Here is a 26,414-nt window from a genome sequence, read left to right on the forward strand (position 1 = left end):
CGGTCTCCTAGGCCGTGGGGGCCGCGGTCGGGGCTTTGGCGGTGTAGGCGAGGAACGCGTCCTCCAGCGAGCCCGCGCTGACCTCCAGGTCGGCGAAGGGGGCACCGGAGGCGACGAGGTCGCGCACCAGCTGGTCGGAGTCGGCGGTGATGAGGCTGACCTGGTCACCGGTCTGCTCGACGCCCACGACGCCGGGCAGCGCAGGCACCTCGATGGCCCGGATGGTGACCTTGCGCAGGCCGCTGACCCGGCGCAGCGCCTCGACGCTGTCGTCGGCGACGGCGCGGCCGTTGTCGATGATGATGACCCGCTGGGCCAGCTCCTCGATCTCCTCGAGGTAGTGGCTGGTGATGACCGCCGTGCCGCCCGCGGCGTTGTAGGCCTTCACCCCGTCCCATAGCGCCCGCCGCACCTCGACGTCGAGGCCGGTGGTGGGCTCGTCGAGGAACACCAGGTCGGGGCGGCCGACGAAGGCCAGCGCGATGGCCAGCCTGCGCTTCTCGCCGCCGGAGAGACCGCCGGTCTGGCGCCGCTCGACCTCCTCGAGGTGGAACTGGGCCAGCAGTTCCTTGCGCGAGATCGGGTTGGGGTAGTGCGAGGCGACGAACTCGATCACCTCACCGGCCAGCAGGGTCTCCGGCATGCCGGTCTCCTGCGGGGTCATGCCCATCCGGCGGCGGGCCCGCACGTCGCGCGGGTCGTGGCCGAAGAGCTCCACCGTGCCCGAGGTGGGCTTGCGCAGGCCCACGAACATGTTGATCAGGGTGGACTTGCCGGCGCCGTTGGGGCCGAGCAGGCCGAGCAGCTGCCCGGCCGGGATCTCCACGCTGAGGTTGTCCACGGCGACCACGTCGCCGTAGCGCCGGGTGACGCCGCTCGCGCGGGCCAGGACTTCGGTCATCGCTGGTGCTTCCTTTCAGGGGGCTGCTCGCCGACGTGCGCGGCGATCCAGTGGTGGACCGCGTCGGCGGTCGACCCGGCGTGCTCGGACATCATGGTGAAGTGGTTGCCGGTGACGTCCACGGTGGAAGCCCCCGGCCACGCGCTGCGCCAATCACCGGATGCCTCGCCGAGGGGTTCAGTGGCCCGCACCAGCAAGGTGGGGATGGACAGGTCCGGGTCCGGCACCTGCCAGAAGAGGCGCCCGTACCAGGCCATCGCGGTCAGCCTGGCGTCGTCCATGGGCACGTACTGCTCGCGGCGTTCGAAGACGCCCTCGGACAGCTCCGTGGACCACTCGTTCATCATCGGGTGGTCCAAGGGGTAGATGTCGACAAGAACCAGACCCGCTGGCGGCCTGCCCTGCTTCGCGAGCCGAGTGGCAAGGCTGTGCGCGAGTGTGGCTCCGCCGGAGTGGCCTAAGAGGAAGACCGGGGTGTCGCGAGGAACGCCTTCGGCAAGCCAATCCAGTGCGATCTCCTGGGTTGCCGGGAGTAGTTCGTCGCGGCCATAGCCGAGCACCGGGATGGCCGATACGTCCCTCTTACCGCGTAGTGCCGCAGCGAGGCGCGCGAACTCGTGAGGACCACCGCCTGCTGTAAGACCGCTGCAGCACAAGAGGAGCCCTGCGCTGTCCCCAGTGGCCAAGGAGATTCGCCGCACTGGGGTGCTGACCTCGTGCAGGCTGTCTGCGGCGGGCCGGAACTTGGCAGCGTCGCCGAGGAACTTGAGGAAGTCATCGACCCTGCTTGTCCGGAGCGCTTCGCGATAGAGGCCCTCGAGGAGCCCGGTAGCGCTTTCGGCAGGAGCACCCTCAAGGTGACGGGCAAGGTCGCTGGGCGTTGGGTGGTCGAACACGATACTCGCGGGGAGGTCGATACCGGCCGCCTCTTTGAGCAGTGCGCGGAGGTCGAGCGCGGTCAAGGAGTCCAGGCCCAGTTCGAGGAACTCCCGGTCCACCTCCACCGCGCTGGGGTCGTTGTGGCCGAGGACCCTCGCGGTAGCCGCTTGGACGAGGTCGAGCATCGACTCAGGCGCGGTGAACGGCGCGGGCTGTTCGGGTGTCGTAGTGCCGACAGCGTCGACCCAGTAGCGCTTGCGTTGGAAGGCGTAAGTCGGCAACGCGACGCGGCGACCACCCCAGCCGCGCATGACCTTCGTCCAGTCGACCTTCTGACCGTTGACGTGCAGGGTGGCTAGGGCGGACATCAACCAGGTGGCCTCGTCCTTGCCTGAGCGCTGTGCGGCGACAGCGGTCGCGGGCTGGTTGGTGCCCGGATGGGTCAGGGTCTGATCGGCGAGCGCGATCAGCTGGCTGTCAGGGCCGATCTCCAGGAACCGAGCCGCTCCTCGCGCGCGAAGTGAGCGGATGGCATCCGCGAAGCGCACTGTCGAGCGGACCTGGCGGACCCAGTAGTCCGATGTCGACATGTCTCCGGTGTCAAGCTGCCCGGTCAGCGTCGACACGATCGGCAGTCGCGCGGGGCCGTAGTCGACGCTCTTGGCGACCTCGGCGAGCGGCTTCAGCATCGGCTCCATGCGGTGCGAGTGGAATGCACGCGCAGTCCGCAGGAGTTTGACCTGACGGTCGTTCGAGCGTGCCAACGCTTCCAGCTCGGCGATGACGTCTGCATCCCCAGAGAGCACTACGGAGTCCCGGGCGTTGATGGCGGCGATGTCGACCCGGTAGCCGTCGATGGCGGTGAGAACCTCGGCCTCGGTCATGCGAACAGCCAGCATGGCACCGCCATCGGGCAGCGATTGCGTCAACCGAGCTCGGGCACTCACCAACGCGCAGGCATCCGGTAGCGACAAGATGCCCGCGACGTGAGCCGCCGCAAGTTCACCGAAGGAATGGCCTGCCAGCGTGTCGGGAGTAAGGCCCCATGACTCCAGCAGCCGGAACAACGCAACCTCTACCGCGAAGAGACCGGTCTGGGTGTAGATCGCCTCGTGGACGTCTTCGGTGTCGATGACGTCGTGCAGTGGCAAGTCCATGTGTGCGCACACTGCGTCGAATGCGTCCGCGTAGGCGGGGAACGCCGCATAGAGGCCCTTACCCATGCCAGCTCGCTGCGCGCCCTGTCCGGAGAACAGGTAGGCCAAGCCGCCCTTGCTTGTCACGCCTCTTACCAGCGCGGTGTCCGAGTGTCCGCCCGCCAACGCAGTCAGGCCACGCCGGAGGCTGACCGCGTCACCAGCAAGGACCACGGCCCGATGCGGCAACCCGGCCCGCTCGCTGGCCAGAGCGCGGGCTACACCGACAAGGTCCTCATCCGCGACGCTGACGAGCTGCGCGGCCTGTGCCCGCAGTGCCGCGTCAGAGCGTCCGGACACGACCCACGGGGCAACTGTCGGCGCAGCGCCGTCCTGGACCACCTCAGGGGCTTCCGAGACGCCTTCAATGACCACGTGCGCATTGGTCCCGCTCATCCCGAATGACGACACGCCTACCCGTCGCGGGCGGTCTACCTGTGGCCACGCCCGCGGCTCCGTCAGCAGGCCTATAGACCCGGAATCCCATTCGACGTGGCTAGAGGGCTCGTCGATGTGCAGGGTTTTAGGCAGAACCCCTCGCCGCATCGCTTCGACCATCTTGATGATCCCGGCAACGCCTGCTGCGGCCTGGGTGTGGCCGATGTTCGACTTGATCGAGCCCAGCCATAGCGGCTCGGCACGGCCTTGGCCGTAGGTGGCGAGCAGCGCTTGAGCCTCAACCGGGTCACCTAGCGCTGTTCCGGTGCCATGTGCCTCGACCGCGTCCACGTCTTTCGTGGTCAATCTGGCACTAGCGAGCGCAGCACGGATCACTCGCTGCTGCGACGGACCGTTCGGGGCGGTGAGACCGTTGGACGCACCGTCGGAGTTGACCGCTGAGCCACGGACCAGCGCCAAGACGCGGTGACCGTTGCGCTGTGCGTCGGACAGCCTCTCCACGAGGAGCAGACCAACGCCCTCACCCCAGCCGGTGCCATCCGCGCCTTCAGCGAAGGACCGGCACCGCCCAGACGCGGCGAGGCCGCCCTGCCTGGCGAACTCGGCGAACACCGAGGGGGTCGGCATCACCGCAACACCACCCGCTACCGCCAGAGAACACTCGCCCGACCTAAGAGCCTGCGCGGCGAGGTGTAGTGCAACGAGGCTGCTGGAGCAGGCTGTGTCGACGGTGACAGCAGGGCCTTCCAGACCGAACGAGTAGGCAACCCTGCCGGACAAGATGCTGTTCGACGTACCGGTCATCGCGTGACCTTCAGAACCCGCTGGGAGTGCGCCTCCCACGCCATAGCCGGAGGCGGACGCACCGACGAAGACACCGGTGGAGCTGCCGCGAAGCGAATCCGGCGCTATGCCTGCTCGCTCTAAGAGCTCCCAGGTGGATTCCAAGAGGAGGCGCTGCTGGGGATCCATGGCGGCTGCCTCGCGGGGCGAGATGCCGAACAGTTCCGCGTCGAAGTCAGGGGCGTCGTGGACGAACCCACCTTCCGCGGTGATCTCACCTGCTGCCGAGAGGTCCCACCCGCGGTCGTCCGGGAACGGTGACATGGCGTCAACGCCTTCGGCGACGATCTCCCACAACGCTTCCGGTGAGGTGGCCCCGCCTGGGTAGCGGCAGCTCATGGCGACGATCGCGATCGCGTCGTCAGCCAATGGCACAGGTGTCGTCATCTCGACTTCGTTGCCCCCGCCGATGCGGGCCAAGAGCTCGTCAGCGACCGCGTCCGGGGTCGGGTAGTCGAAGACCAACGTGGACGGCAGCCGGACGCCCGTGGCGGCGGCGATCCGGTCGCGGACCTGCACGGCGGTGAGCGAGTCCACGCCGAGGTCGGTGAACGGCACGTCAGCGGCGACCGGGTCGGGGTAGCCGAGCACGCCTGCCACCTCACGGCAGACCAGGTCACGGATGCCGTCGATGCTGGTGACCACGGGTGCGTCGACGGTGACAGGCGCGAAGTCGGCCAGGAGCGGGCTGGGACGGCTGGTCGTGAACGACGGTTCGAACCTGCCCCACTCGATGTCGGCGACCGTGGCCGACTCGGTCAACGCCAACGCCGTCACTGCGAGATCAGGCCGGAGGGGGATGATGCCGCGTTTGCGTAAGTAGTCGTGCGCCTGCTCGGCCATGCCACCGCCAGCCCATGGTCCCCACGCGATGGCGGTGGCCTTCTTACCTTCGCTTCGACGACGCTCGGCCAACGCATCGAGGTAAGTGTTCGCAGCGGAGTAAGAGGCCTGACCGCCGCTACCCCACACTCCAGCGATCGAGGAGAAGAGGACGAACAGGTCAGCCTCTGGCAGGAGCTCATCCAGGTGACGTGCCCCGAGGACTTTGGCGCGTAGTGCGTCGTCGAACTCCTCGGACGTGGTGAACTCCAACGGAACAGTCGACGCCACACCCGCTGCGTGGACCACGCCACTGACCGGGCGCTTCTTAAGAAGCGCGGCTAGCGCGCCCCTGTCCGCTACATCGCAGCCAACAACCGTGGCCTTGGTGCCACGGGAGGCAAGATCCTCGACTAGGTCCTGAGCGGCGCTGCCGGAACGGTTGACCAGCAGGAGCTCTTGCACGCCCCGGTCGGCCATCCACCGCGCTGTGGCAGCGCCTAGAGCACCGGTGCCGCCGGTGATCAGGACCCGGCCGCTGTGGTTCCAGGCGGGCCGAGGAGCTTCTGCCGCGCGGGCAAGTCGGCGAACGAAGACCCCTGCAGGGCGGATCGCGAGTTGATCCTCACCGGGTAGTGCGCCACCCAGGATGGCACCGAGGCGGGAGAGCGCACGGTCGTCGAGGTTGGTGGGCAGATCCACCAAGCCGCCCCAGCGGGCGGGATGCTCCAGAGCAGCGACCCTGCCTAGGCCCCACAGCAGCGCCTGATCGGGGTCAACCGAGGCGTCCGAGCGACCGGTACTGACCGCGCCCCTCGTAAGAGCCCAGATGGGGGCGTCGACCGCGCGCAGCAAGGTGATCGTGTCGCGCGCGGGTAGCAGCGAGAGGACACCGTCCCAGTCGCCGTTGGGTATGCCATCTGAAAGGCGCGCGACCGTCGCGTCTGGGAGGAGGTTGCTGAGGTCGTCTGGGCACTCATCGCTGAACACGACGAGCCAGCGTCCAGTAGGCGACGCCGCAGGCAGCTCGACCGGACGCCAGGTCGCGCGATAGAGCCACGAGTCAACGGTCGACTCGTCTCTGCGGGCCTTACGCCATGCCGCAAGGGCGGGCAGCAGGTCAGCGAGCGAGTCGACATCGACCCTAAGAGTGTCGGCAACGGTTGTGGCGTCCTCTTGCTCTACCGCACTCCAGAAGCTCTGCTCCGCCGGATCTGCAGCGAGGATGGGCGTTGCCCTGTCGGGCCAATAGCGTGTGCGGTCGAAGGCGTAGGTCGGGAGGTCAATGACCCTTCCACCCCACTCGCGCGCCTTGGTAGGCCAGTCGATACGAACGCCGTCGACGTGGGCGCGAGCTAGGGAAAGCCAGTCGTCGCCAATACCCTCGGATTCAAGCGGGGTGCGCACTACGCCTTGCAGCAGGTGGGGCGAGTCCTCGCCAGCGGCGAGCGCGGCAAGACCAGACGCGTAGTCACCCACGACGACCGCGCGGTGTTCAAGGACAGCGCGGGTGCTGGCCAAGGTGGTGGCAACATCGACTGGGTTGGCGTCAACGTGCTGCATGCGTGCCGCCAGCTCCCGCAAAGCCGCCTCACTACGAGCCGACAGCAGCCAAGGCAGGTCGTGAGCGTCGGTCGGCGCGGGGTGCTCGCTTGCGGGGTATTCCTCGATGATGGTGTGCGCGTTCGTACCGCTAAGACCGAACGATGACACCGCAGCGCGGCGTAGGTCTTCAGAGGGCCAAGGCTGGTTCTCGGTCAGCAGCGCGATAGACCCCGTCGACCAGTTCACGTGCGTGGATGGTTTGTCGGCGTGCAGGGTCTTGGGCAGCTCCTTGTGGCGCAGTGCCATGACCATCTTGATGATGCCTGCGACACCTGCCGCTGCCTGCGTGTGCCCGATGTTGGACTTGATGGAGCCAAGCCAGATCGGTTCGTCGCGGTCGCGACCGTAGGTGGACAGCAGCGCCTCGGCCTCGATGGGGTCACCCAACGCGGTACCGGTGCCATGGGCTTCAACAACGTGAACGTCGTCTGGGCGAAGTCGCGCGTCTTCAAGCGCCGCGCGGATGACCCTCTGCTGAGCTGGCCCGTTGGGGGCGGTCAAGCCATTGGACGCGCCATCCTGATTGACCGCGCTTCCCCGCACTACTGCCAGAACCCGGTGGCCCTTCGCTATGGCGTCGGAGAGCCGAGTGAGTAAGAGGACGCCAACGCCCTCTCCCCAGCCAGTACCGTCCGCGCCCTCCGCGAACGCTTTGCACCGGCCGTCGAAGGCAAGACCGCCTTGCGTGCTGAACTCGATGAACGTGCTCGGCTGCGGCATCACCGTGATACCACCGGCCAGCGCCATAGAGCACTCACCGTCGCGTAAGGCCCTCGCTGCAAGGTGAAGTGCTACAAGGCTGCTCGAGCAAGCAGTGTCAACTGTGATCGCTGGGCCGCGGAGGCCGAATGCGTAAGAGATCCGGCCGGAGAGAACGCTGGCGGTGTTGCCAGTGCCGAGGTGGCCCTCTACGGCCGCATCGGAGCCCAGGAGCAGAGTTGCGTAGTCCTGCCCGTTGGTCCCGGCGAACACGCCGATGTCGCTGTCGCGCACCGATAGAGGGTCGATACCCGCGCGCTCGAAGACCTCCCACGAGGCCTCTAGGAGCAACCGCTGCTGCGGGTCCATTGCCAACGCTTCGCGGGGGGAGATGCCAAACAGTCCAGCATCGAATCCCGCGATGTCATCCAGGAAGCCACCAACGCGTGCGGCCGAGCTTTGAAGGGCGTCGAGATCCCACCCGCGATCGTCGGGGAACGCAGTCATAGCGTCGACGCCGTCGCGTACCAACGACCACAAGGCTTCCGGGCTGTCGACCCCGCCAGGGAACCGACAGCTCATGCCCACGATCGCGATCGGCTCGGCTACCCCTCGCTCTATAGGCCTTTCGGTGACCTCAACAGGGCCCGTGTCGCCTATCAAGCCGGTGAGGTGCTTGGCGAGCTCGGCCGGAGTTGGGTGATCGAACACGAGCCCAGCGGGAAGGGGAACTCCGATCTCCGCCGCCAGCAGGTTGCGCAGCTCAAGCGCGGTCAGGGAGTCAAAGCCGAGGTCGCGGAACGGACGGCCTGCCTCGATCGACGTCGTGTCCGCGTGCCCGAGGACCGAGGCCGCCAACTCGACAACCACGGTGTCCAGATCAGTTCGCACCCGGCGGGGCTTGCTAGCGGGCTGCGGATCGATGTGGGTCCTACGCACGAGTTCGGAGAGCAGCGGGCTCGGATGAGGAGCCAGCACATCCCAGTCAACATCTGCGATGACGTAAGAGCCCTGCTGAGTCAACGCGTCAGCGAATGCCTTAAGCGCGCGCGGCACCGCCATGGGGTGCATCCCGTTCCGCGTAAGGCGATCAGCCAACCCCGCGGCCATGCCTTCGCCAGCCCAGGCACCCCACGCCAGAGACAACGCAGGCTTGCCGTTTGCCCTACGCCGCTCGACGATCGCATCGACCTGCGCATTGGCGGCCGCGTAGGCCCCCTGACCTGGATTGCCCAAGACACCCGCGAGCGACGTGAACGCGACGAACAGGGCGTCGTCGGGGATCAACTCATCGAGGAGCTCCGCGGACCCGGCCTTCGCGTCGACCACCGCGGCCAACCGGTCCGCTGTCAGTCCATCCACCAGTCCGTCATCGAGGATTCCGGCGGCGTGGACGACCGTCGAGATCTGGAACCTGGCAACGAGATCGGCGACGGCGGTTCGATCGGTCAGATCGCAGGCGACGACCTGGGCACCGAGTTCGACGGCCAACTCCTCCGCCCCCGGGGCAGTGGCGCCGCGCCTGCTCACCAACACGAGATCCGTGGTTCCACGGGCGCGGAACCAGCGGGCGACCTGGGCGCCCAAGGCCCCGGTGCCGCCGGTGATCAGCACGGTTCCGGCAACGTCACCCGCAGTGGCGACCGGACGTTGCACCCGCTGCAGCCGTCGACCGAACACCCGACCTGACCGCACCGCCACCTGGTCCTCGCCGGACCGGAGCGCGGCGACGATCCCGGAGTCGTCGAGGGAGGCGACATCCACCAACCCGGCCCAGCCCGACGGGTCCTCAAGGGCGACCACGCGGCCGATTCCCCAGACCGCCGCCTTGCGCGGGTCGACCGCCTCATCGTCAACGGCGACCCCACCGACGGTGACTCCCCACACCGGGGCAGGGAACTGGCGAACGTCCAGCACATCCGCCGCGGCATCCAGGACCACGATCACGCCGTCGAGAACATCGCCGTCCAACTCTGGCGCGGGCCCTGTGACAACTTGGGCACCCGCTCGCTCCAGCGTCGCGGCGATCTCGTCGGAACCGAGCACCAACCACCGACCGGAGAGGGTGGCCGCGGCGGCGGGGAGCTCCTGCCAGCCAACCCGGTAGAACCACGGCTCGGGGGCGGGATCGGGCCAGTACCGCTGGCGTTCGAACGGGTAGGTGGACAACGGAACACGACGGGCCGCCCACGGGCGCAGGTAGGCCCGCCAGTCCACGTCAACACCCCGGGTGTGGAGGCGGGCCACAGCCGAGACGAGAGTGGTGGGTTCGTCGCGATTCGGGCGGAGCGCGGGAACCGCGACCACATCGGGGGCGATCTGCTGGGTGAGCGCGCTCAGCACGCCATCGGGACCGAGCTCGATCGCGGTGGTGACATCGACGAGGGAGGTGATCGCTTCAGCGAAGCGGACCGGTTCGCGGACCTGGCGGACCCAGTAGGCGGGGCTGTCCACGAAGCCGGGGGCGGTGGTGACGATCGGGATGGTGGGGAGGTGGTAAGTCAACCGCTCGGCGACGCGCGCGAACTCGTCGAGCATCGGCTCCATGCGGTGGGAGTGGAACGCGTGCGACACGGTGAGCCGCTTGACCTTGCGCCCCTCCTCCCGCCACCGGGCCGCGTGCTCCCCCACCGCGGCGGCGTCGCCCGACACCACGATCGACCGCGGCCCGTTGGCCGCGGCGAGATCCACCCCGGCACCCAACTGGACGTCGCCCTCAGCGGCCTCCACCGCGAGCATGGCGCCCCCGGCGGGCAAGGCCTGCATGAGCCTGCCCCGGGCCGACACCAACGCACACGCGTCATCCAACGACAGCACCCCGGCCACGTGCGCGGCAGCCAACTCACCGATCGAGTGGCCGACCAGCACGTCCGGCACCACCCCCCACGACTCGAGGAGGCGGAACAACGCGACCTGCAACGCGAACAACCCGGCCTGCGTGAACACCGTCTGGTGAACATCTTCATCCGCGACGGCATCTCGCAACGAGCGCCCGACCTCGACCCGCGCGCAAACGGCGTCGAAGGCGTCCGCGAACACCGGGTAGGTGGCGTACAACTCCGCCCCCATCCCGACCCGCTGCGCCCCTTGCCCGGTGAACAAGAAGGCCAACCCACCGTGCATCACAACGTCCTGGACCCGTTGCCCACCAACCACTACAGCCCGATGCCCCAACGCCGCGCGCGTAGTGGCCAACGACCAAGCCACATCCGCGTCCCGAGCCCCCTCGCCGACCGCACTCTGCTGGGCCAACGCGGTAGCGGTGTTGGCCGAGTAGAGGAACGGGAGCGGGGCGCCTACCAGCTGGGGGGTCGTCGGCAAGCCAGGCGCGGCGGGGGCTTGTTCGAGGATGGTGTGGGCGTTGGTCCCGCTGATGCCGAAGGAGGAGACGGCCATGCGGCGGGGTCGGGAAACCTGCGGCCAAGGGCGGGCCGTGGTGAGGAGGGAGACGGCGCCGGTGGTCCAGTCGACGTGCGGGGTGGGGGCGTCTATGTGGAGGGTGGCGGGGAGGGTGCCGTGGGTCAGGGCCAGGACGGACTTGATCACGCCTGCCACACCTGCGGCGGCCTGGGTGTGGCCGATGTTGGACTTCACCGAGCCGAGGTACAGCGGTTCGGCGCGGTCTTGGCCGTAGACGGCGAGGAGGGCTTGGGCTTCGATGGGGTCGCCTAGGGCGGTGCCGGTGCCGTGGGCCTCTACGGCGTCGACGTCGGTGGGGTCCAGGGCGGCGGAGTCGAGGGCGGCGCGGATGACGCGTTGTTGGGCGGGGCCGTTGGGGGCGGTGAGGCCGTTGGAGGCGCCGTCGGAGTTGATGGCGGTGCCGCGGACGACGGCCAGGACGTCGTGGCCGTTGCGGCGGGCGTCGGAGAGGCGTTCGACGAGCAGGGTGCCGACGCCTTCGCCCCAGCCAGCGCCGTCGGCGGAGGCGGCGAAGGAACGGCAGCGGCTGGTGGTGGACATGCCGCGTTGGCGGCTGAACTCGGTGAAGATGCCCGGGCCCGACAGCACCGTGACACCACCGACCACGGCCAGGTCGCACTCTTCCCGGCGCAGCGCGTGCACGGCCAGGTGCAGGGCGACCAGCGACGACGAGCACGCCGTGTCGACGGTGAGGGCGGGGCCTTCGAGGCCGAAGGCGTAGGCCACCCGGCCGGAGACGACGCTGGGTGATCCGCCGGTGGCCAGGTAGCCCTCGCTGCCGGAGGCGGTCAGGAAGCTCATGTAGTCCTGGCCACCGGTGCCCGCGTACACCGCGGTCCGGGAACCCTTGAGCGACAACGGGTCGATCCCCGCCCGCTCGAACAGCTCCCAGGTGGCCTCCAGCAGCAACCGCTGCTGCGGGTCCATCGCGTACGCCTCGCGCGGGGAGATCCCGAACAGGCCCGCGTCGAAGGTGGTGGCGTCGATGAAGCCGCCTTCGCGGGCGTAGGTGGTGCCGGGGTTGTCGGGGTCCGGGTGGTAGAGGGCCGCGAGGTCCCAGCCGCGGTCGTCGGGGAAGGGGGTCATGGCGTCGACACCGTTGGCGACCAGGTCCCACAGGTCCTCGGGGGACCGGACGCCGCCGGGGAAGCGGCAGCTCATGCTGACGATGACGATCGGGTCGTCGTCACCGGCGGCGGCAACCGCGGCGGCGACGGGGGCAGGGGCTGCGGGGAGGTCGGCGATCTCGGCGGCGAGGAACTGGGCGAGGGCGGCGGGAGTGGGGTGGTCGAAGACGACGGTGGCCGGGATTCGCAGGCCGGTGCTGAGGGTGAGGCGGTTGCGCAGTTCGACGGCACCCGCGGAGGCCAGGCCCAGGTCACCGAACGCCCGGCGGGGTTCTACGGGGGTCTCGTAGCCGAGGACCAGGGCGACCTGGTCGCGGACGAGGGCCAGGAGGGCGCGGTTGCGTTCGGCCGGGGACACCTCGGCCAGCCGCTCGGCGAGGGGGCGGTCCGGTGACGGCTCGGCGGGGGTGTCGCCGGTGAGGTCGTCGAGGAGGTGGCTGGGGCGGGTGGTGGTGAAGAACCAGCCGAAGGTGTCCCAGTCGATGTCGGCGACGGCGATGGCGGTGTCGTCGTTGTCGATCGCGGCGCGCAGCGCCCGCAGGGCCCGGTCGGGGGCCATGCGGGGGACGCCGTGGCGGGCCATGGCGTCGCCGATGGCGCCTTCGGCCATGCCCGCGCCGTCCCAGGAGCCCCAGGCGATCGCGGTCGCCGGGAGGCCTTGGGCGCGGCGGTAGTGGGCGAAGGCGTCGAGGAAGGCGTTGCCGGGACCGTAGTTGCCTTCGCCCGCGGCGCCGAACACCCCGGCGAGGGAGGAGAAGAGGACGAACGCGTCGAGGTCGGCGGTGAGCTCGTGCAGGTTGATCGCGGCGGTGACCTTGGCCCGCAGTGCGGTGTCGACGCGGTCGAGGGTCAGCGAGTCCAGGATGCTGGAGTCGACGACCCCGGCGGCGTGGAAGACCGCGGTGGGCGGGTGTTCGGCCAGGACGGCGGCCAGCGCGTCGCGGTCGGCGGGGTCGCAGGCGCGGATGGTGACCCGGGCGCCGAGGTCAACCAGTTCGGCGGCCAACGCAGCGGCACCGGGGGCGTCGGGGCCGCGGCGGCTGAGCAGCAGCAGGTGTTCGGCGCCCGCGGTGGCGAGCATGCGGGCCACGTGGGTGCCGATGGCACCGGTGCCGCCGGTGATCAGGACCGTGCCGGTGGGCGTCCACCGGCGCCGGGAGGTCGGTGGCTGGGCGCGGTGCAGCCGGGCGGTCCGGATGCCGTCGGCCCGGACCTGGAGTTGGTCTTCGTCACGTTGCCCGAGCGCGCGGACCAGGTGCTCGAGTGCGCCGCGGTCGGGATCTCCTGGCAGGTCGACGATGCCGCCCCACCAGGGGTACTCGTGCGCCGCGACCCGGCCGAGGCCGACGACCAGGGCTTGCACCGGGTTGGCCGCCGGGTCGGTGGTCGCGCACCAGAGGGGGATCTGGAGTTTGGTGGCGTGCAGGGCGTGGATGAGGGCGATCGTGTCGGCGAATCCCCGCGGGACGGCCGGGTGCTCGGGCGTGGGCTCCTCGGCGAGCGCCAGCAGTGACAGGACGCCCGCTGGTCGCAGGGCCACCAACTCGTCGATGGCGTCGATGTCGACCAAGGTCGCGCCGAGGTGAGCGGCCACGGCGGCTGCCAAGGGGTGCTCGCCCCTGACGACCACAGCCCAGGCGCCGAGGTGTGCTTCGGGCAGCGTGACCGGGCGCCACGCGAGTTCGTAGCGCCAGGCGTCGGTGGACACCGCGGGCGACACCGGCGACACGGAGAGGGTGTTGAGCCAGAAGCGGGTGCGGTGGAAGGCATAGGTCGGCAGGTCGACGCGGGTGCCGCCCCACGGCTGGGCGAGGGCGCGCCAGTCGACGGCGACGCCGTGGACGTGGGCTTCGGCGAGGGCGGTGAGCCAGCGGCGGGTGTCGCCCTCGTCGCGGCGCAGGGTGGCGAGGGTGGCGGCGGCCAGGCCGGAGTCGGCGACGGTCTCGTCGAGGCCGTAGGTGAGCACCGGGTGCGGGCTGACCTCGATGAACAGGGAGCGCCCCGAGGCCAGCAGGCCACGGGCGGCCGCCTCGAAGCGGACGGGTTCGCGCAGGTTGGTGAACCAGTAGCCCGCGTCGAGGGTGGCGGTGTCGATCCGCTGCGCGGTGACCGCCGAGTGGAACGGGATGTCGCCGGTGCGCGGGCTGATCGGGGCGAGGTCGGCGAGCAGCCGGTCGCGGAGGCGGTCGACGTGGGCGGAGTGGGAGGCGTAGTCGACCGGGACGCGTTTTGCGCGGATCCCGGTGGTGGCGCAGTGTTCGACGAGCTCGTCGAGGGCGGTGGCGTCGCCGGAGACGACGGTGGAGGTGGGACCGTTGATGGCGGCGACGCTGAGTCCCGGCCACCGGGCGATGAGTTCGGCGGCCGCCGCCGGGGCGACGGCGAGGGAGACCATGCCGCCGCCGCGCAGCGACTCGGCGATGGCCCGGCTGCGCAGCGCTACGACCCTCGCACCGTCCTCAAGGGACAGTCCGCCCGCCACGACGGCCGCGGCGATCTCGCCCTGCGAGTGGCCGACGACCGCGGCGGGCACCACCCCGGCCGAGCGCCACAGCGCGGCCAGCGACACCATGACCGCCCACAGGACCGGCTGCACCACGTCGACCCGGTCGAGGTCGCCGCCACCGCGCAGCACGTCGAGCAGGGACCAGTCGATGTGCGGGGCGAGGGCGTCGGCGCACTCGTCGATCCGAGCGGCGAACACCGGCTCGGTGTCCAGCAGCGAGGCGACCATCCCTGGCCACTGCGCGCCTTGACCTGGGAAGACGAACACCACGCCGCCTTGGCCGAGGTCGCCGGTGCGGACCACGACGCCCGGCACCTCCCGCCCGGCGGCGAGCCCGTCGAGACCGCGCGCGAAATCCGCGGCCGTGACTCCAAGCACGACCGCGCGGTGGTCAAGCGAGGCCCTGGACACGATCAGCGAGTGGGCGATGTCGACCGGTGCGGAGTCGTCGACCTGCGCGCGAAGCCGAGCGGCCTGACCGCGCAGGGCCTCTGCGGTCTTGCCGGACAGCACCCACGGCAGCACGGCCGGAGCCGCTGGTTCCGGCAGCGGCTCCGGCTGGGACACGTACTCCTCGATGATCACGTGCGCGTTGGTGCCACTCACGCCGAAGGAGGAGACCGCCGCGCGCCTGGGCCGCTCTGGGTTGTGCGGCCACGGCTGGGCGTCGGTGAGCAGCGAAACCGAGCCCGCGGTCCAGTCGACGTGCGTAGTGGGCTCGTCGGCGTGCAGTGTGCGCGGGAGTCGTTCGTGCCGTAGGGCCAAGACCATCTTGATCACGCCCGCGACACCCGCGGCGGACTGGGCGTGGCCGATGTTGGACTTCAGCGACCCCAGCCACAGCGGCTGCGCGCGATCTTGGCCGTAGGTCGCCAGGACCGCTTGGGCTTCGATCGGGTCGCCGAGCGAGGTACCTGTGCCGTGGGCCTCGACCACGTCGACGTCGGCCGGGTTGAGCCGGGCGTTGGCCAGAGCGGCGCGGATGACGCGCTGCTGGGAGGGGCCGTTGGGCACGGTAAGGCCGCTGGAGGCTCCGTCGGAGTTCACCGCACTACCGCGCAGGACCGCTAAGACGGGCAGCCCGTCGCGCTCGGCGTCGCTTAGGCGAGCGAGCAGGAGAACGCCTACGCCTTCGGCCCAGCCCGCGCCGTCCGCGGACTCGGAGAACGACTTGCACCGCCCGTCCGAGGCGAGTCCTCCGGACATGCCGAAGTCGACGAACGTGTTGGGCGTGACCATCACGGACACGCCGCCTGCCAACGCGAGCGAGCATTCGCCGTTGCGTAGTGCCTGCGCGGCGAGGTGCATCGCAACAAGGCTGCTGGAGCAGGCGGTGTCGACGCTAAGAGCCGGACCTTCCAGGCCAAGCGCGTAGGCGACGCGACCAGACACAACGCTGCCCGCGCTACCGGTGCCGAGGAACCCCTCCACGCCGTCCGGGATGTCCAATGGCCGCGCCGCGTACTCGTGGTACATGACGCCGGTGAACACACCTGTGCGGCTTCCGCGCAGGGAAAGCGGGTCCACTCCCGCGCGCTCTATGGCCTCCCAGGACGCCTCTAGGACGAGCCTCTGCTGCGGGTCCATACCCAGCGCTTCGTTCGGGGAGATGCCGAACAACGACGGGTCGAAGTCCGCGACCCCGTCGAGGAAGCCACCTTCACGGGTGAAGGACACAGTGGACTGCTCGAACGGCGTGAGGTCCCAGCCCCGGTCGACGGGGAACCCCCCGATCGCGTCGACCCCGTCGTCGACCAGGCGCCACAGGGTCTCCGGGCTGTCCACGCCGCCCGGGTACCGGCAGGCCATCCCGACGATCGCGATGGGTTCCCGCTCGACCTGGCGCAGCCGCTGCCGGGTCTGCGTCAGGTCGGTGGTGACCCGGCGCAGGTAGTCCCGGAGCTTGGCCTCGGTGGACTCGGCGGAGGTCATCAGGCCCCCAGCTCGTTGTCGATGAACGCGAACATCTCCTCGTCGGAGGCCCCCGCGAGCGAGGCCTCCGCCTGGGGCGCGTCGAAGCGGGCGAGCACCGCCTGCAGCCGAGCCACGGCCCGGGAGCGCAGGTCGCCGTCCGCGGTGGCCAGGTCCGCTTCGAGTTGGTCGAGGTGGCCGAGCAGGGTCGGCGACTCGGCCACGCCCACGCGTTCCAGCAGGTAGTCGGCGAGCTTGGCCGGAGTCGGGTAGTCGAACACCAAGGTGGTCGGCAGGCGCAGGTCGGTGGTCCCGCCGAGGTGGTTGCGCAGCTCGATGGCTGTCAGCGAGCTGAAGCCCATCTCGGTGAAGCCGCGCTCCGGGGACACCGCGTCGCCGCTGGGGTGACCGAGGATCGCGGCGGCGTGCTCCCGGACCAGATCAAGCAGGATGTCCCGTTGCTCAGCTGTGCTCTTACCCGCGAGGCGGGAAGCGAGATCCTGTTCCCGGCGGGCGACCGTGGGCACCAGCGCACGCAGGAGGGGCGGCACGTGTCCCCGCGCCCGCAGGCCCGGCAGGTCTATCCGCGCGGCGACCACGTGCGCCCGGTCAGCGCCTAACGCGGTGTCGAACAGGGCAAGTCCCTCGACGTCGGACAACGCGGGACCGGTTCGGTCGGCGCCTACTGTCATCCCGGTTTCTCGCGCCCACATCCCCCACGCGATAGAGACCGCTGCCAGACCTCGATCACGTCGGCGAGCAGCGAGATCGTCCAGGTAAGAGTTCGCGGCGGCGTAGTTGGCCTGTCCTGGCGTGCCGAAGGTCGCGGCGCCTGAGGAGAACAGGACGAACTCGGCGTTAGGCAGCAGAGCGTCCAGGTTGGCCGCTGCGTCGACCTTGGGCCGCAGTACCGAGGACAACCGTTCCGGGGTCAGGGCCTCAAGCACGCCATCGTCGAGCACTCCGGCCGCGTGGACGACAACGTCCACAGTGCGGCCGTCGAGCGCGGCAGCCAACGAGTCCCGATCAGCCGCGTCGCAGGCGATGATCTCGACCGGGACCCCCAGCTCAGCGACCAACTCGGCCGCGCCGGGTGCGTCGAGTCCCCGCCTGCTCAACAGCAGCAGCTGGGAGACCCGGTGCTGCTCGGCGAGGTGCTGCGCCAGCAACGCCCCCAGTCCGCCGGTGCCACCGGTGATCAACACGGTGCCTTCGAGCACCCTCGGCGCACCGCTCGCCCGAACCAGCCGGGGGACGAGCGGCACCCCGCCCCGCAGCGACACCTCCGGCTCGTCCGGCAGCGCCGCGAGCCCTTCCACGCCGTCGACCAGCACAAATCGCCCCGGGTGCTCGGCCGCGGCCGACCGCACCAACCCCCGTGCGGCCCCTGAGCCGAGCACGACAGCCCGCGCGTCACCGAACCGCACGTCACCCAGGAACGCCTGCAGGGTCCCCAGCAGGGCGTGCACATCCAGGCCCGCCACCGCAACGACCTCGGGCACCGGCATGCCCGCGTCGACGGCCTCCACCAGCGCGGCGAAGTCCGGGTGCCAGTCGATCGCCTGGACCACGGCTGCCAGGTGCTCGGCCGCCCCATCCGGATCCGGTCCCACAACGGCCCACGACCCGGCACCCGTTCCTGGCGCGGCAGGCACCCAGTCGACCGCGTAGAGCAGGTCCGAAGGCCGGGCGGTCAGCTGGTCGGCGGTGAGCGGGCGCAACACGAGCCCCTCAACGGTGGCGACCGGTGCGCCGGTGCCATCCGCGATGTCCAGCCGCACCTGGTCACTACCGCTAAGTCGAACCCGCAGCGTCGACACTCCGGCCGCGTGGAGCGTGACCCCGGTCCAGGCGAACGGCAGCCTTACGCCGTCGTCCTCGCGCAGCGCACCAATCCCGTGCAGAGCGGCATCCAGCAGAGCCGGGTGTAAGCCGAAGCCGTCGGCAGCGGGCCCAGCGATCTCCGCGAAGACCTCTCCATCACCGCGCCATAGAGCCTGCAAACCCTGGAACGCGGGCCCGTAGCCGTAACCCGCGTCAGCGGCAGCCGCGTAGAAGTCGCCCAACGGGACAGGGGTTGCCGATGGCGGCCAAGCGTCGAGTCGGGTACCACTGGCAACAGCCTCTGCGAGCGTGCCCGCCGCGTGCCGGACCCAGGTCTCCCCTGGCCGTGAATAGATGGCCACGGACGCCCCGGAAACCACGACCTGCACCGCGACACCGTCGTCGTCCAAGACCAGCGGGGCCTCGATCGTGAGCTCGGCGAGCGAGGGCAGCCCCGCCTGTGCGCCCGCGTGCAACGCCAACTCCACGAACGCGGAACCCGGCAACAGCACCGTCCCGAGGACGGCGTGGTCGGCCAACCAGGACCGAGGCGACAACCGCCCGGTGAGCACCACGTCGTCGGACCCCGCGACCGCCACGGCCGCACCCAGCAGCGGATGCCCCGGCAGCCCGAGACCGGCAGCGGTGACGTCGCCCGCCAACTGCACCGGCTCCGGCCAGAACCGGATCCGCTGGAAGGGGTACGTCGGCAGCTCAACGAACCGGCCACGGGGCAAGACCGCGGACCAGTCGACCGGTACGCCCACCACGTAGGCCTCAGCGAGGGCGGTCCACCACCGCTGGAGGCCACCCTCGTCGCGCCTCAGCGTTCCCAGCACTGCGCCAGACCCGCCGTCCGCAGTCTCTTGCAGGCCCGTAGCCAGCACCGGGTGCGCGCTGACCTCGACCAGCAGCGTGTGGCCGTCCCGCAGCAGCGCGCGGGTGGCTTCCTCGAACCGGACCGTCTCGCGCAGGTTGTCGTACCAGTAGCGCGCGTCCACGAGATCAGCGAACCGGTCACCGGTCACGGCGGAGTAGAACGGCAGGTCGGCGACTCGCGGCGACACCGGCGCGAGATCGTCCAGCAGCCGCTGCTCGATGCGCTCGACGTGCGCCGAGTGCGAGGCGTAGTCGACCGGGATCCGGCGAGCGCGCAGCCCGCGTTCCTCACAGGTGACCAGGAGCTTCTCCAACGCGTCAGCGTCGCCGGAGACCACAGTGGACAGTGGACCGTTCACCGCGGCCACCGACAGCGGCGTTCCGGCGATCAGGTCAGCGGCCTCGGCCACCGGCACCGCCAGGGAGACCATCCCGCCGCCGCGCAACTCCTCCGCGATGACCCGGCTGCGCAGTGCAACGACCCGCGCCCCGTCGGCCAGGCTCAACGCCCCCGCGACGACCGCCGCCGCGATCTCGCCCTGCGAGTGCCCGATCACCGCCGACGGCTCGACCCCCGCCGAGCGCCACAACGCCGCGAGGGACACCATCACCGCCCACAACGCGGGCTGCACGACGTCGACCCGGTCGAGCCCATCGCCGGCAAGCGCGTCCCGCAGCGACCAGTCGACGTACGGCGCCAACGCCGTCGCGCACTCGTCGATCGCCCGCCCGAACACCGGCGAATCCAGCAGTTCAACGGCCATGCCTGCCCACTGCGACCCCTGTCCGGGGAACACGAACGCGACCCCGCCGCGACCGGCGACCCCCGTGATGGCCCCCGGCGCACCCTGCGCGACCGCACCCAAGCCCGCCGGTGAGAGCACCACGGCCCGGTGGTCCAAGTGCGCCCGACCGGTAGCCAACGCCCACGCCACATCGCCCGCAGGAGCATCCACAGTGGACAAAGCACGCGCGGACGACCGGAGCGCTTCGGCGGAGGCCGCCGACAGGACCCACGGCGCCTGCGCGGCAGCGGACTCACCGGCGGGCGTCCGGTACTCCTCCAGGACGGTGTGCGCATTGGTGCCGCTGACACCGAACGAGGACACCGCCGCGCGCCGCGGCCTGCCGTTGCTCTCCCAGGCCACCGGCGCGGTCAGCAGCTCTACGGATCCCGATGACCACTCGACGTGCGGTGACGGCGAGTCGACGTGCAGGGTCGGCGGGAGCAGGCCGTGCCGCATCGCCTGCACCATCTTGATCACGCCACCGACACCGGCTGCCGCTTGCGAGTGCCCGATGTTGGACTTCAACGACCCCAGCCACAGCGGCCGGTCCCGATCCTGACCGTAGGTCGCCAACAGGGCCTGGGCCTCGATCGGGTCCCCCAGAACGGTGCCCGTCCCATGCGCTTCAACAGCGTCCACATCAGACAGTTCGAGCCCCGCGTTGGCCACCGCCTGTCGGATGACGCGCTCCTGCGAGGGCCCGTTGGGCGCGGTCAAACCGTTGGAGGCCCCGTCCTGGTTCACCGCCGAGCCGCGTACCACGGCCAGCACCGGGTGCCCCTTGGCGACAGCATCCGAAAGCCGCTCGACCAGCAGCAACCCGATCCCCTCGGACCAGCCGGTCCCGTCAGCCGCCGCCGCGAAGGACTTGCAGCGACCGTCGGAGGCCAACCCGCGCTGACGGCTGAAGTCGACGAACACCGCGGGCGTGGACAACACCGTGACACCACCGGCGAGGGCCATGTCGCACTCGCCCGACCGGATCGCCTGAGCCGCCAAGTGCAGAGCCACCAGGGAAGACGAGCAGGCTGTGTCCACGGTCATCGCCGGGCCCTCAAGCCCGAACGTGTAGGACACGCGGCCAGCCAACACGCTGCCGGAGGTGCCGGTGCCGAGGTATCCCTCAACCCCCTCGGGCAAGATCGGCATGGTGGCGGCGTAGTCGTGGTACATCAGGCCCGCGAACACGCCGGTCCTGCTGCCGCGCACCGAAGTCGGGTCGATACCCGCCCGCTCGAAGACCTCCCACGACGCCTCGAGCATGAGTCGCTGCTGCGGGTCCATCGCCAACGCCTCGCGCGGGGAGATCCCGAACAGCGACGGGTCGAAGGTGTCCGCGTCGTGCACGAACCCGCCTTCGACCACATAGGACTTCCCGGCGGAGTCCGGGTCGGGGTCGAAGAGGCCGTCGGTGTCCCACCCGCGGTTGGTGGGGAACGGGGTGATCGCGTCGCCACCGGTGGAGACCAGTCGCCACAGTGCTTCCGGGCTGTCGACGCCGCCGGGGTAGCGGCAGCTCATGGCCACGATCGCGATCGGCTCGTCCGCTGGCCGGGCCGCCACAGCCGTGGTGACCGGACCAGCGGCGCCGAGCAGTTTCGGCAGCAAGAAGTCAACGAGCGCGCGAGGCGAAGGGTGGTCGAACACCAGGGTCGCGGGCAGTCGGACTCCGGTGGCGGTGCCGAGCTGGTTGCGCAACTCCACGGCCGTCAACGAGTCGAACCCGAGGTCCTTGAACGAACTGTTCTCCGCCACCAGCTCCACCGAACCGTGGCCCAGTACGGCAGCCACCTCGGCGCGCACGACGCCCAGCAGCACGCGGAGCCGCTCTGCCTCCCCCAGCGCGGCAAGCCGGGCGCCAAGTCCAGCAGTCGGAGCGGGTTCGGCTCGGCGGGCGCGGCCGCGAACCAAGCCGCGCAGCAGCGGCGGCACCACCCCGTCGAGCTGAGCCGGCAGGTCGAGGCGCAATGCGACGAGGTGCGGATCGGTTCCCGCGAGCGCCGCGTCGAACAGCGCCAAGCCTTCCGCGGTCGTCAGGGCGGAGCCAGCGCGGGTGATGCGGGCCCGCTCTACGTCGTCGAGCCGTCCGGTGATGCCGCTCGCCTGCTCCCACAGGCCCCACCCCACCGACACAGCGTTCGGGCGACGGCGGGCCACGAAGTCGAGCACGGCGTTCGCGGCGGCGTAGTTGGCCTGCCCTGCGGCGCCGAACGTGGCTGAGGCGGAGGAGAAGAGGACGAACGGGACACCGTCGTCGACGAGCGCGTCCAGGTGCAGGGCGGCGTGCGCCTTGGCCAGCACCGGGTCGAGTCGCTCGCCGGTGAGGTGCTCGACCATGCCGTCGTCGGTGCTCCCGGCGGCGTGCACGACGAGCGCGATATCACGTCCACTGAGGACTTCCCGCAGCTGGTCGGGGTCGGCCACATCGCAGGCGGCGATCTCGATGCGGGCGTCCAGGTCCGCCAGGTCGGTGGTGGCGAGAGGTCCGCGGCGGCTCAACAGGAGCAGGTCTTCGACGCCGTGGCGGGTCACCAGGTGGCGTGCGACGAGCTGCCCGAGGGTGCCGGTACCGCCGGTGATCACCACTGTGCCGTCGAGGCGGGTCGACTCCTGTCCGGTGTGGACTTTCGCCAGCCTTGGCACGTACACCGCGCCATCGCGCACGGCGAACTGCGGCTCATCGGTGTCCAGCCCGGGGAACGGCTCTTGCGCCTCGGCGAGGACGAACCGGCCGGGGTGCTCGGTCTGCGCCGCGCGCACCAGCCCCCACACCGCGGCGGACTCGACGTCGTGGCCGGTCAACAGCACCAACCGCGCCTCGGCGAACCGCTCGTCGGCCAGCCACGCCTGGACCAGTGCCAGCGCTCGGGTCGCCGCCGCACCGATGCCCCCGGCGTCAACGCGGATCGCGACCAAGGGCGGTACGTCGACCAACTCGTCGAGTTCCGACACCAGCGTCCAGGGGATGACCTCGCCACCGTCGAGGCGGACCCAGTCGACCCGGAACAGGGTGTCGCGCGGTGCGGAGCCCGCCTCGACGACCGCGGCGGGCCGCAGGGTCAGCGAGTCGACGGTGATCACCGGCGCGCCCGTGCCGTCCGCGGCGACCAGGGACACCGCGTCCGGGCCGCTCGGGGTCAGGCGCACCCGCAGTGCCGTGGCGCCCACCGCGTGCAGCGCGACGCCGGACCAGCTGAACGGGAGCCGGACCTCGGTTCCCTCCAGCAGCCCGCCAACGGCGATCGCGTGCAGGGCAGCGTCGAGCAGGGCCGGGTGCACACCGAACCGCTCGCCGTCGCCGTCCAACACGACCTCGGCGAACACCTCGTGGCCCCGTCGCCACGCTGCCCGCAAGCCCTGGAACAGCGGACCGTAGTCGAGGCCGGTCGACTGGACGACCTCGTAGAAGCCGCTGACGTCAACGGGTTCGGCCTCGGCAGGCGGCCACTCGTCGAGTCCGACACCACCCGCGCGGGCCGGGGCGAGCGTGCCCGCGGCGTGCTGGGTCCACTCGCCGTCTTCGGGGCGGGAGTGCACGGCGATCGGGCGGGTCCCGTCCGGCTCAGGCGGACCCACCTCGATCTGGAGTTGGAGCGCACCGCGGTCGGGAACGACCAGCGGGGTGCTGAGGGTCAGCTCGTCCACGACCGGGCAGCCGACCTGCTCGCCCGCCCGCAGCGCGAGGTCGACGAACGCGGTTCCCGGCAGCAGTGCGCTTCCGTGGACGCGGTGCTGCGGCAGCCAGTCCTGAGTGGACGCTGACAGGCGCCCGGTCAGCACGAGTCCGTCCTTGCCCGCCAGCGACACCGCCGCACCCAGCAGCGGGTGGTCCGCGCCCGCGAGACCTGCCGCGGTGACGTCGCCCGCGGCGTTGAGGGCGGGCCAGTAGCGCTGGCGCTGGAAGGCGTAGGTGGGCAGCGGCACCACGCGCGCGTCCCACGGCCCGAACACGCCGGACCAGTCGAGGTCGATCCCGGCGACGTGCAGGCGCGACACCCCGCGCAGCAGCGTCTCGACACCGGGGCGACCAGAGCGCTGCAAGGCCACGGCGCCGTCACCGATCAGCGCGCTCAGCACCCCGTCCGGCCCCAGCTCGACGAACCGGGTCACGCCGCGCTCCCGCAGCCGGGTCGCCGCCGCGTGGAACCGCACCGTCGCCCGCACCTGCCGGACCCAGTACCCCGGCGTCGCGACATCGGCGTCCAACTCCACCGTCGACACCAGCGGGATGACCGGCGCCTGGAACGTCAACCCGGCTGCGACCTGGGCGAACTCGGCCAGCATCGGATCCATGAGGTGGCTGTGGAACGCGTGCGAGACGGTCAGGTCCTTGACCCGGCGCCCCTGTTCAACAATCCTACTTTTCAACTGTTGAACAATCCTACGATCCCCAGAGACGACCAGTGACCGATCGCCGTTGACCGCCGCGAGGTCCACCCCCGGGGGCAGGTCGATCTCGGCCTCGGTGGCCTCGATGGCGAGCATGGCGCCACCGGGGGCCAGGGCGGCCATCAACCGGCCGCGCGCGGCGACCAGGGTGCAGGCGTCGTCGAGCGAGAGCACCCCACCGACGTGCGCGGCGGCGATCTCGCCGATCGAGTGTCCGACCAGCAGGTCCGGCGCGAACCCCCAGGACTCCAGCAGCCGGAACAGCGCCACCTCGACGGCGAACAGCCCGGCCTGGGCGTGATCGGTGCGGTCGAGGGTCCCCGAGTCGCCGAAGACGATCTCGTGCAGCGGCAGGCCAATCCGCTCGGCCACCGCGTCAAACGCTTGCGCGAACACCGGGTACGTCGCGTGCAGGTCGCGCCCCATGCCCGCGACCTGGGCGCCCTGGCCGGTGAACAGGGCGGCGGTCAGACCGGGCTCGACGACACCGCGCACCACGTCCGGGTGGCTCTCGCCCGCCGCGATCGCCGCGAACCCCGCCGCCGCCTCGTCCCGCTCGGCCGCCAGCACCACCGCGCGGTGCTCGAACGACTGCCGGGTGGTGGCCAGCGAGAAGCCGAGGTCGACCAGCTGATCATCCACATCGGATAGCTGATCGGCCTGCGCGACCAGAGCGGCCGCCGTGCGCCCGGACACCGCCAGCGGCACGAGCGGCGGCGCGTCGGACCCGCGGGCCTCGACCTCGGCGACGGGGGCTTCCTCCAGGATGACGTGCGCGTTCGTCCCGCTGATGCCGAACGACGACACGCCGATCCGCCGGACCCGCTCGCCCGCGGGCCACTCCCGGGCCTCGGTGAGCAGTTCCACCGCGCCCGACGACCAGTCCACGTGCGGGGTGGGTTCGTCCGCGTGCAGTGTTCGGGGCAGCAACTCGTTGCGCAGGGCGAGCACCATCTTGATGATGCTCGCGACGCCCGCGGCGGCCTGGGTGTGGCCGATGTTGGACTTCAACGAGCCAAGCCACAGTGGACGGTCGCGGTCCTGCCCGTAGGTCGCCAGCAGGGCCTGCGCTTCGATGGGGTCACCGAGGGCGGTTCCGGTGCCGTGCGCCTCGATCGCGTCGACGTCTTCGGGGGAGAGCCGGGCGTTGGCGAGCGCGGCTCGGATGACCCGCTGCTGGGAGGGGCCGTTCGGGGCGGTGAGCCCGTTCGACGCGCCGTCCTGGTTGACCGCGCTGCCCCGCACGACGGCCAGCACCGGGTGTCCATTGCGGACAGCGTCCGACAGCTTCTCGACGAGGATCATCGCGGCGCCCTCGGCCATGCCCATACCGTCGGCCCGCGCGGAGAACGCCTTGCACCGGCCGTCCGAGGACAGGCCCCGCTGCCGGTTGAACTCGTGGAACCCGGTCGGGTGCGGCATGACCGTCACACCACCGACCAGGGCGAGGGTGCAGTCGCCCGACCGCAGCGCCTGACTGGCGAGGTGAAGCGCCGTCAGCGAGGACGAACACGCGGTGTCCACGGTGACCGCGGGCCCCTCGAGGCCCAGGGTGTAGGCGATGCGACCCGACACGACCGAGGTCGCGCCGCCGGTCAGCAGGTACCCCTCGGACCCGGCCATGCCCGCCTGCATGCCCGCGCCGTAACCCTGGCCGTTCGTGCCGACGAACACGCCGGTCTGGCTGCCGCGCAACGACTTCGGGTGGATCCCGGCCCGCTCGACGACCTCCCACGCGCCTTCGAGCACCAGCCGCTGCTGGGGGTCCATCGCGAGCGCCTCGCGCGGGTTGATCCCGAAGAACCCCGGGTCGAACAGCCCCGCGTCGTGCAGGAACCCGCCCTGCGCCGACTCCGCCGAGGTGTGCCCGTCCGGGTGGGTCAGCGTGTCCCCCACCCAGCCCCGGTCCGTCGGGAACGAACTGACCCCGTCCACCCCGTCGACCAGCATCCGCCACAACTCGTCCGGCGACCCCACACCGCCCGGCAGGTGGCAGCTCATCGCCACCACCGCCACCGGCTCCACCTCGGCCGACTCCGCCGCCCGCAACCGCCCCCGGGTCTCGTGCAACTCGGCGATGACCCGACCGAGGTAGTCCCGCAGCTTCCGCTCAGCGGGCGTGCCGTTCTCGCTCATGCCAGCCCCAGGTCGGTCTCGAACAGCTCGGCGGCGGAGTGCGGTTGAGCAAGATCACGCCGTGCTGAGCAGCCCCCGAATCGAGGGTAG

General features: G+C 70.6%; 3 protein-coding genes. All 3 read right to left on the reverse strand.

Features of this window, described 5'->3' with window-relative positions:
• Positions 1-7: 7 nt before the first annotated feature.
• Genes JOD54_RS00150 through JOD54_RS00200 form a run of 3 tightly spaced genes read right to left on the reverse strand, consistent with a single transcriptional unit; the run spans position 8 to position 26,324 of the window.
• Entirely contained in the window at positions 8-901 is an 894-nt protein-coding gene (locus JOD54_RS00150; protein ID WP_204448635.1) for an ABC transporter ATP-binding protein, read from the reverse strand.
• The gene (locus JOD54_RS33830; protein WP_239573227.1) at positions 898-16,329 is read right to left on the reverse strand and encodes a type I polyketide synthase; all 15,432 of its coding nucleotides are present in this window, start codon (positions 16,327-16,329) and stop codon (positions 898-900) included. Before JOD54_RS33830 ends, JOD54_RS00150 begins: the two co-directional genes overlap by 4 nt.
• Positions 16,329-26,324, reverse strand: coding sequence for an SDR family NAD(P)-dependent oxidoreductase (locus JOD54_RS00200; RefSeq protein WP_204448636.1), 9,996 nt, complete (start codon positions 26,322-26,324; stop codon positions 16,329-16,331). The genes JOD54_RS33830 and JOD54_RS00200 overlap by 1 nt, the downstream gene beginning before the upstream one ends.
• Between the last annotated feature and the right edge of the window lie 90 nt (positions 26,325-26,414).

This window comes from Actinokineospora baliensis (assembly GCF_016907695.1).
Classification (GTDB): Bacteria; Actinomycetota; Actinomycetes; order Mycobacteriales; family Pseudonocardiaceae; genus Actinokineospora; species Actinokineospora baliensis.

What these genes read in the sequence shown, in the direction of transcription:
- JOD54_RS00150 (WP_204448635.1), bottom strand. Translation starts at nt 901, where the DNA reads ATGACCGAAGTCCTGGCCCGCGCGAGCGGCGTCACCCGGCGCTACGGC.
- JOD54_RS33830 (WP_239573227.1), bottom strand. Translation starts at nt 16,329, where the DNA reads ATGACCTCCGCCGAGTCCACCGAGGCCAAGCTCCGGGACTACCTGCGC.
- JOD54_RS00200 (WP_204448636.1), bottom strand. Translation starts at nt 26,324, where the DNA reads ATGAGCGAGAACGGCACGCCCGCTGAGCGGAAGCTGCGGGACTACCTC.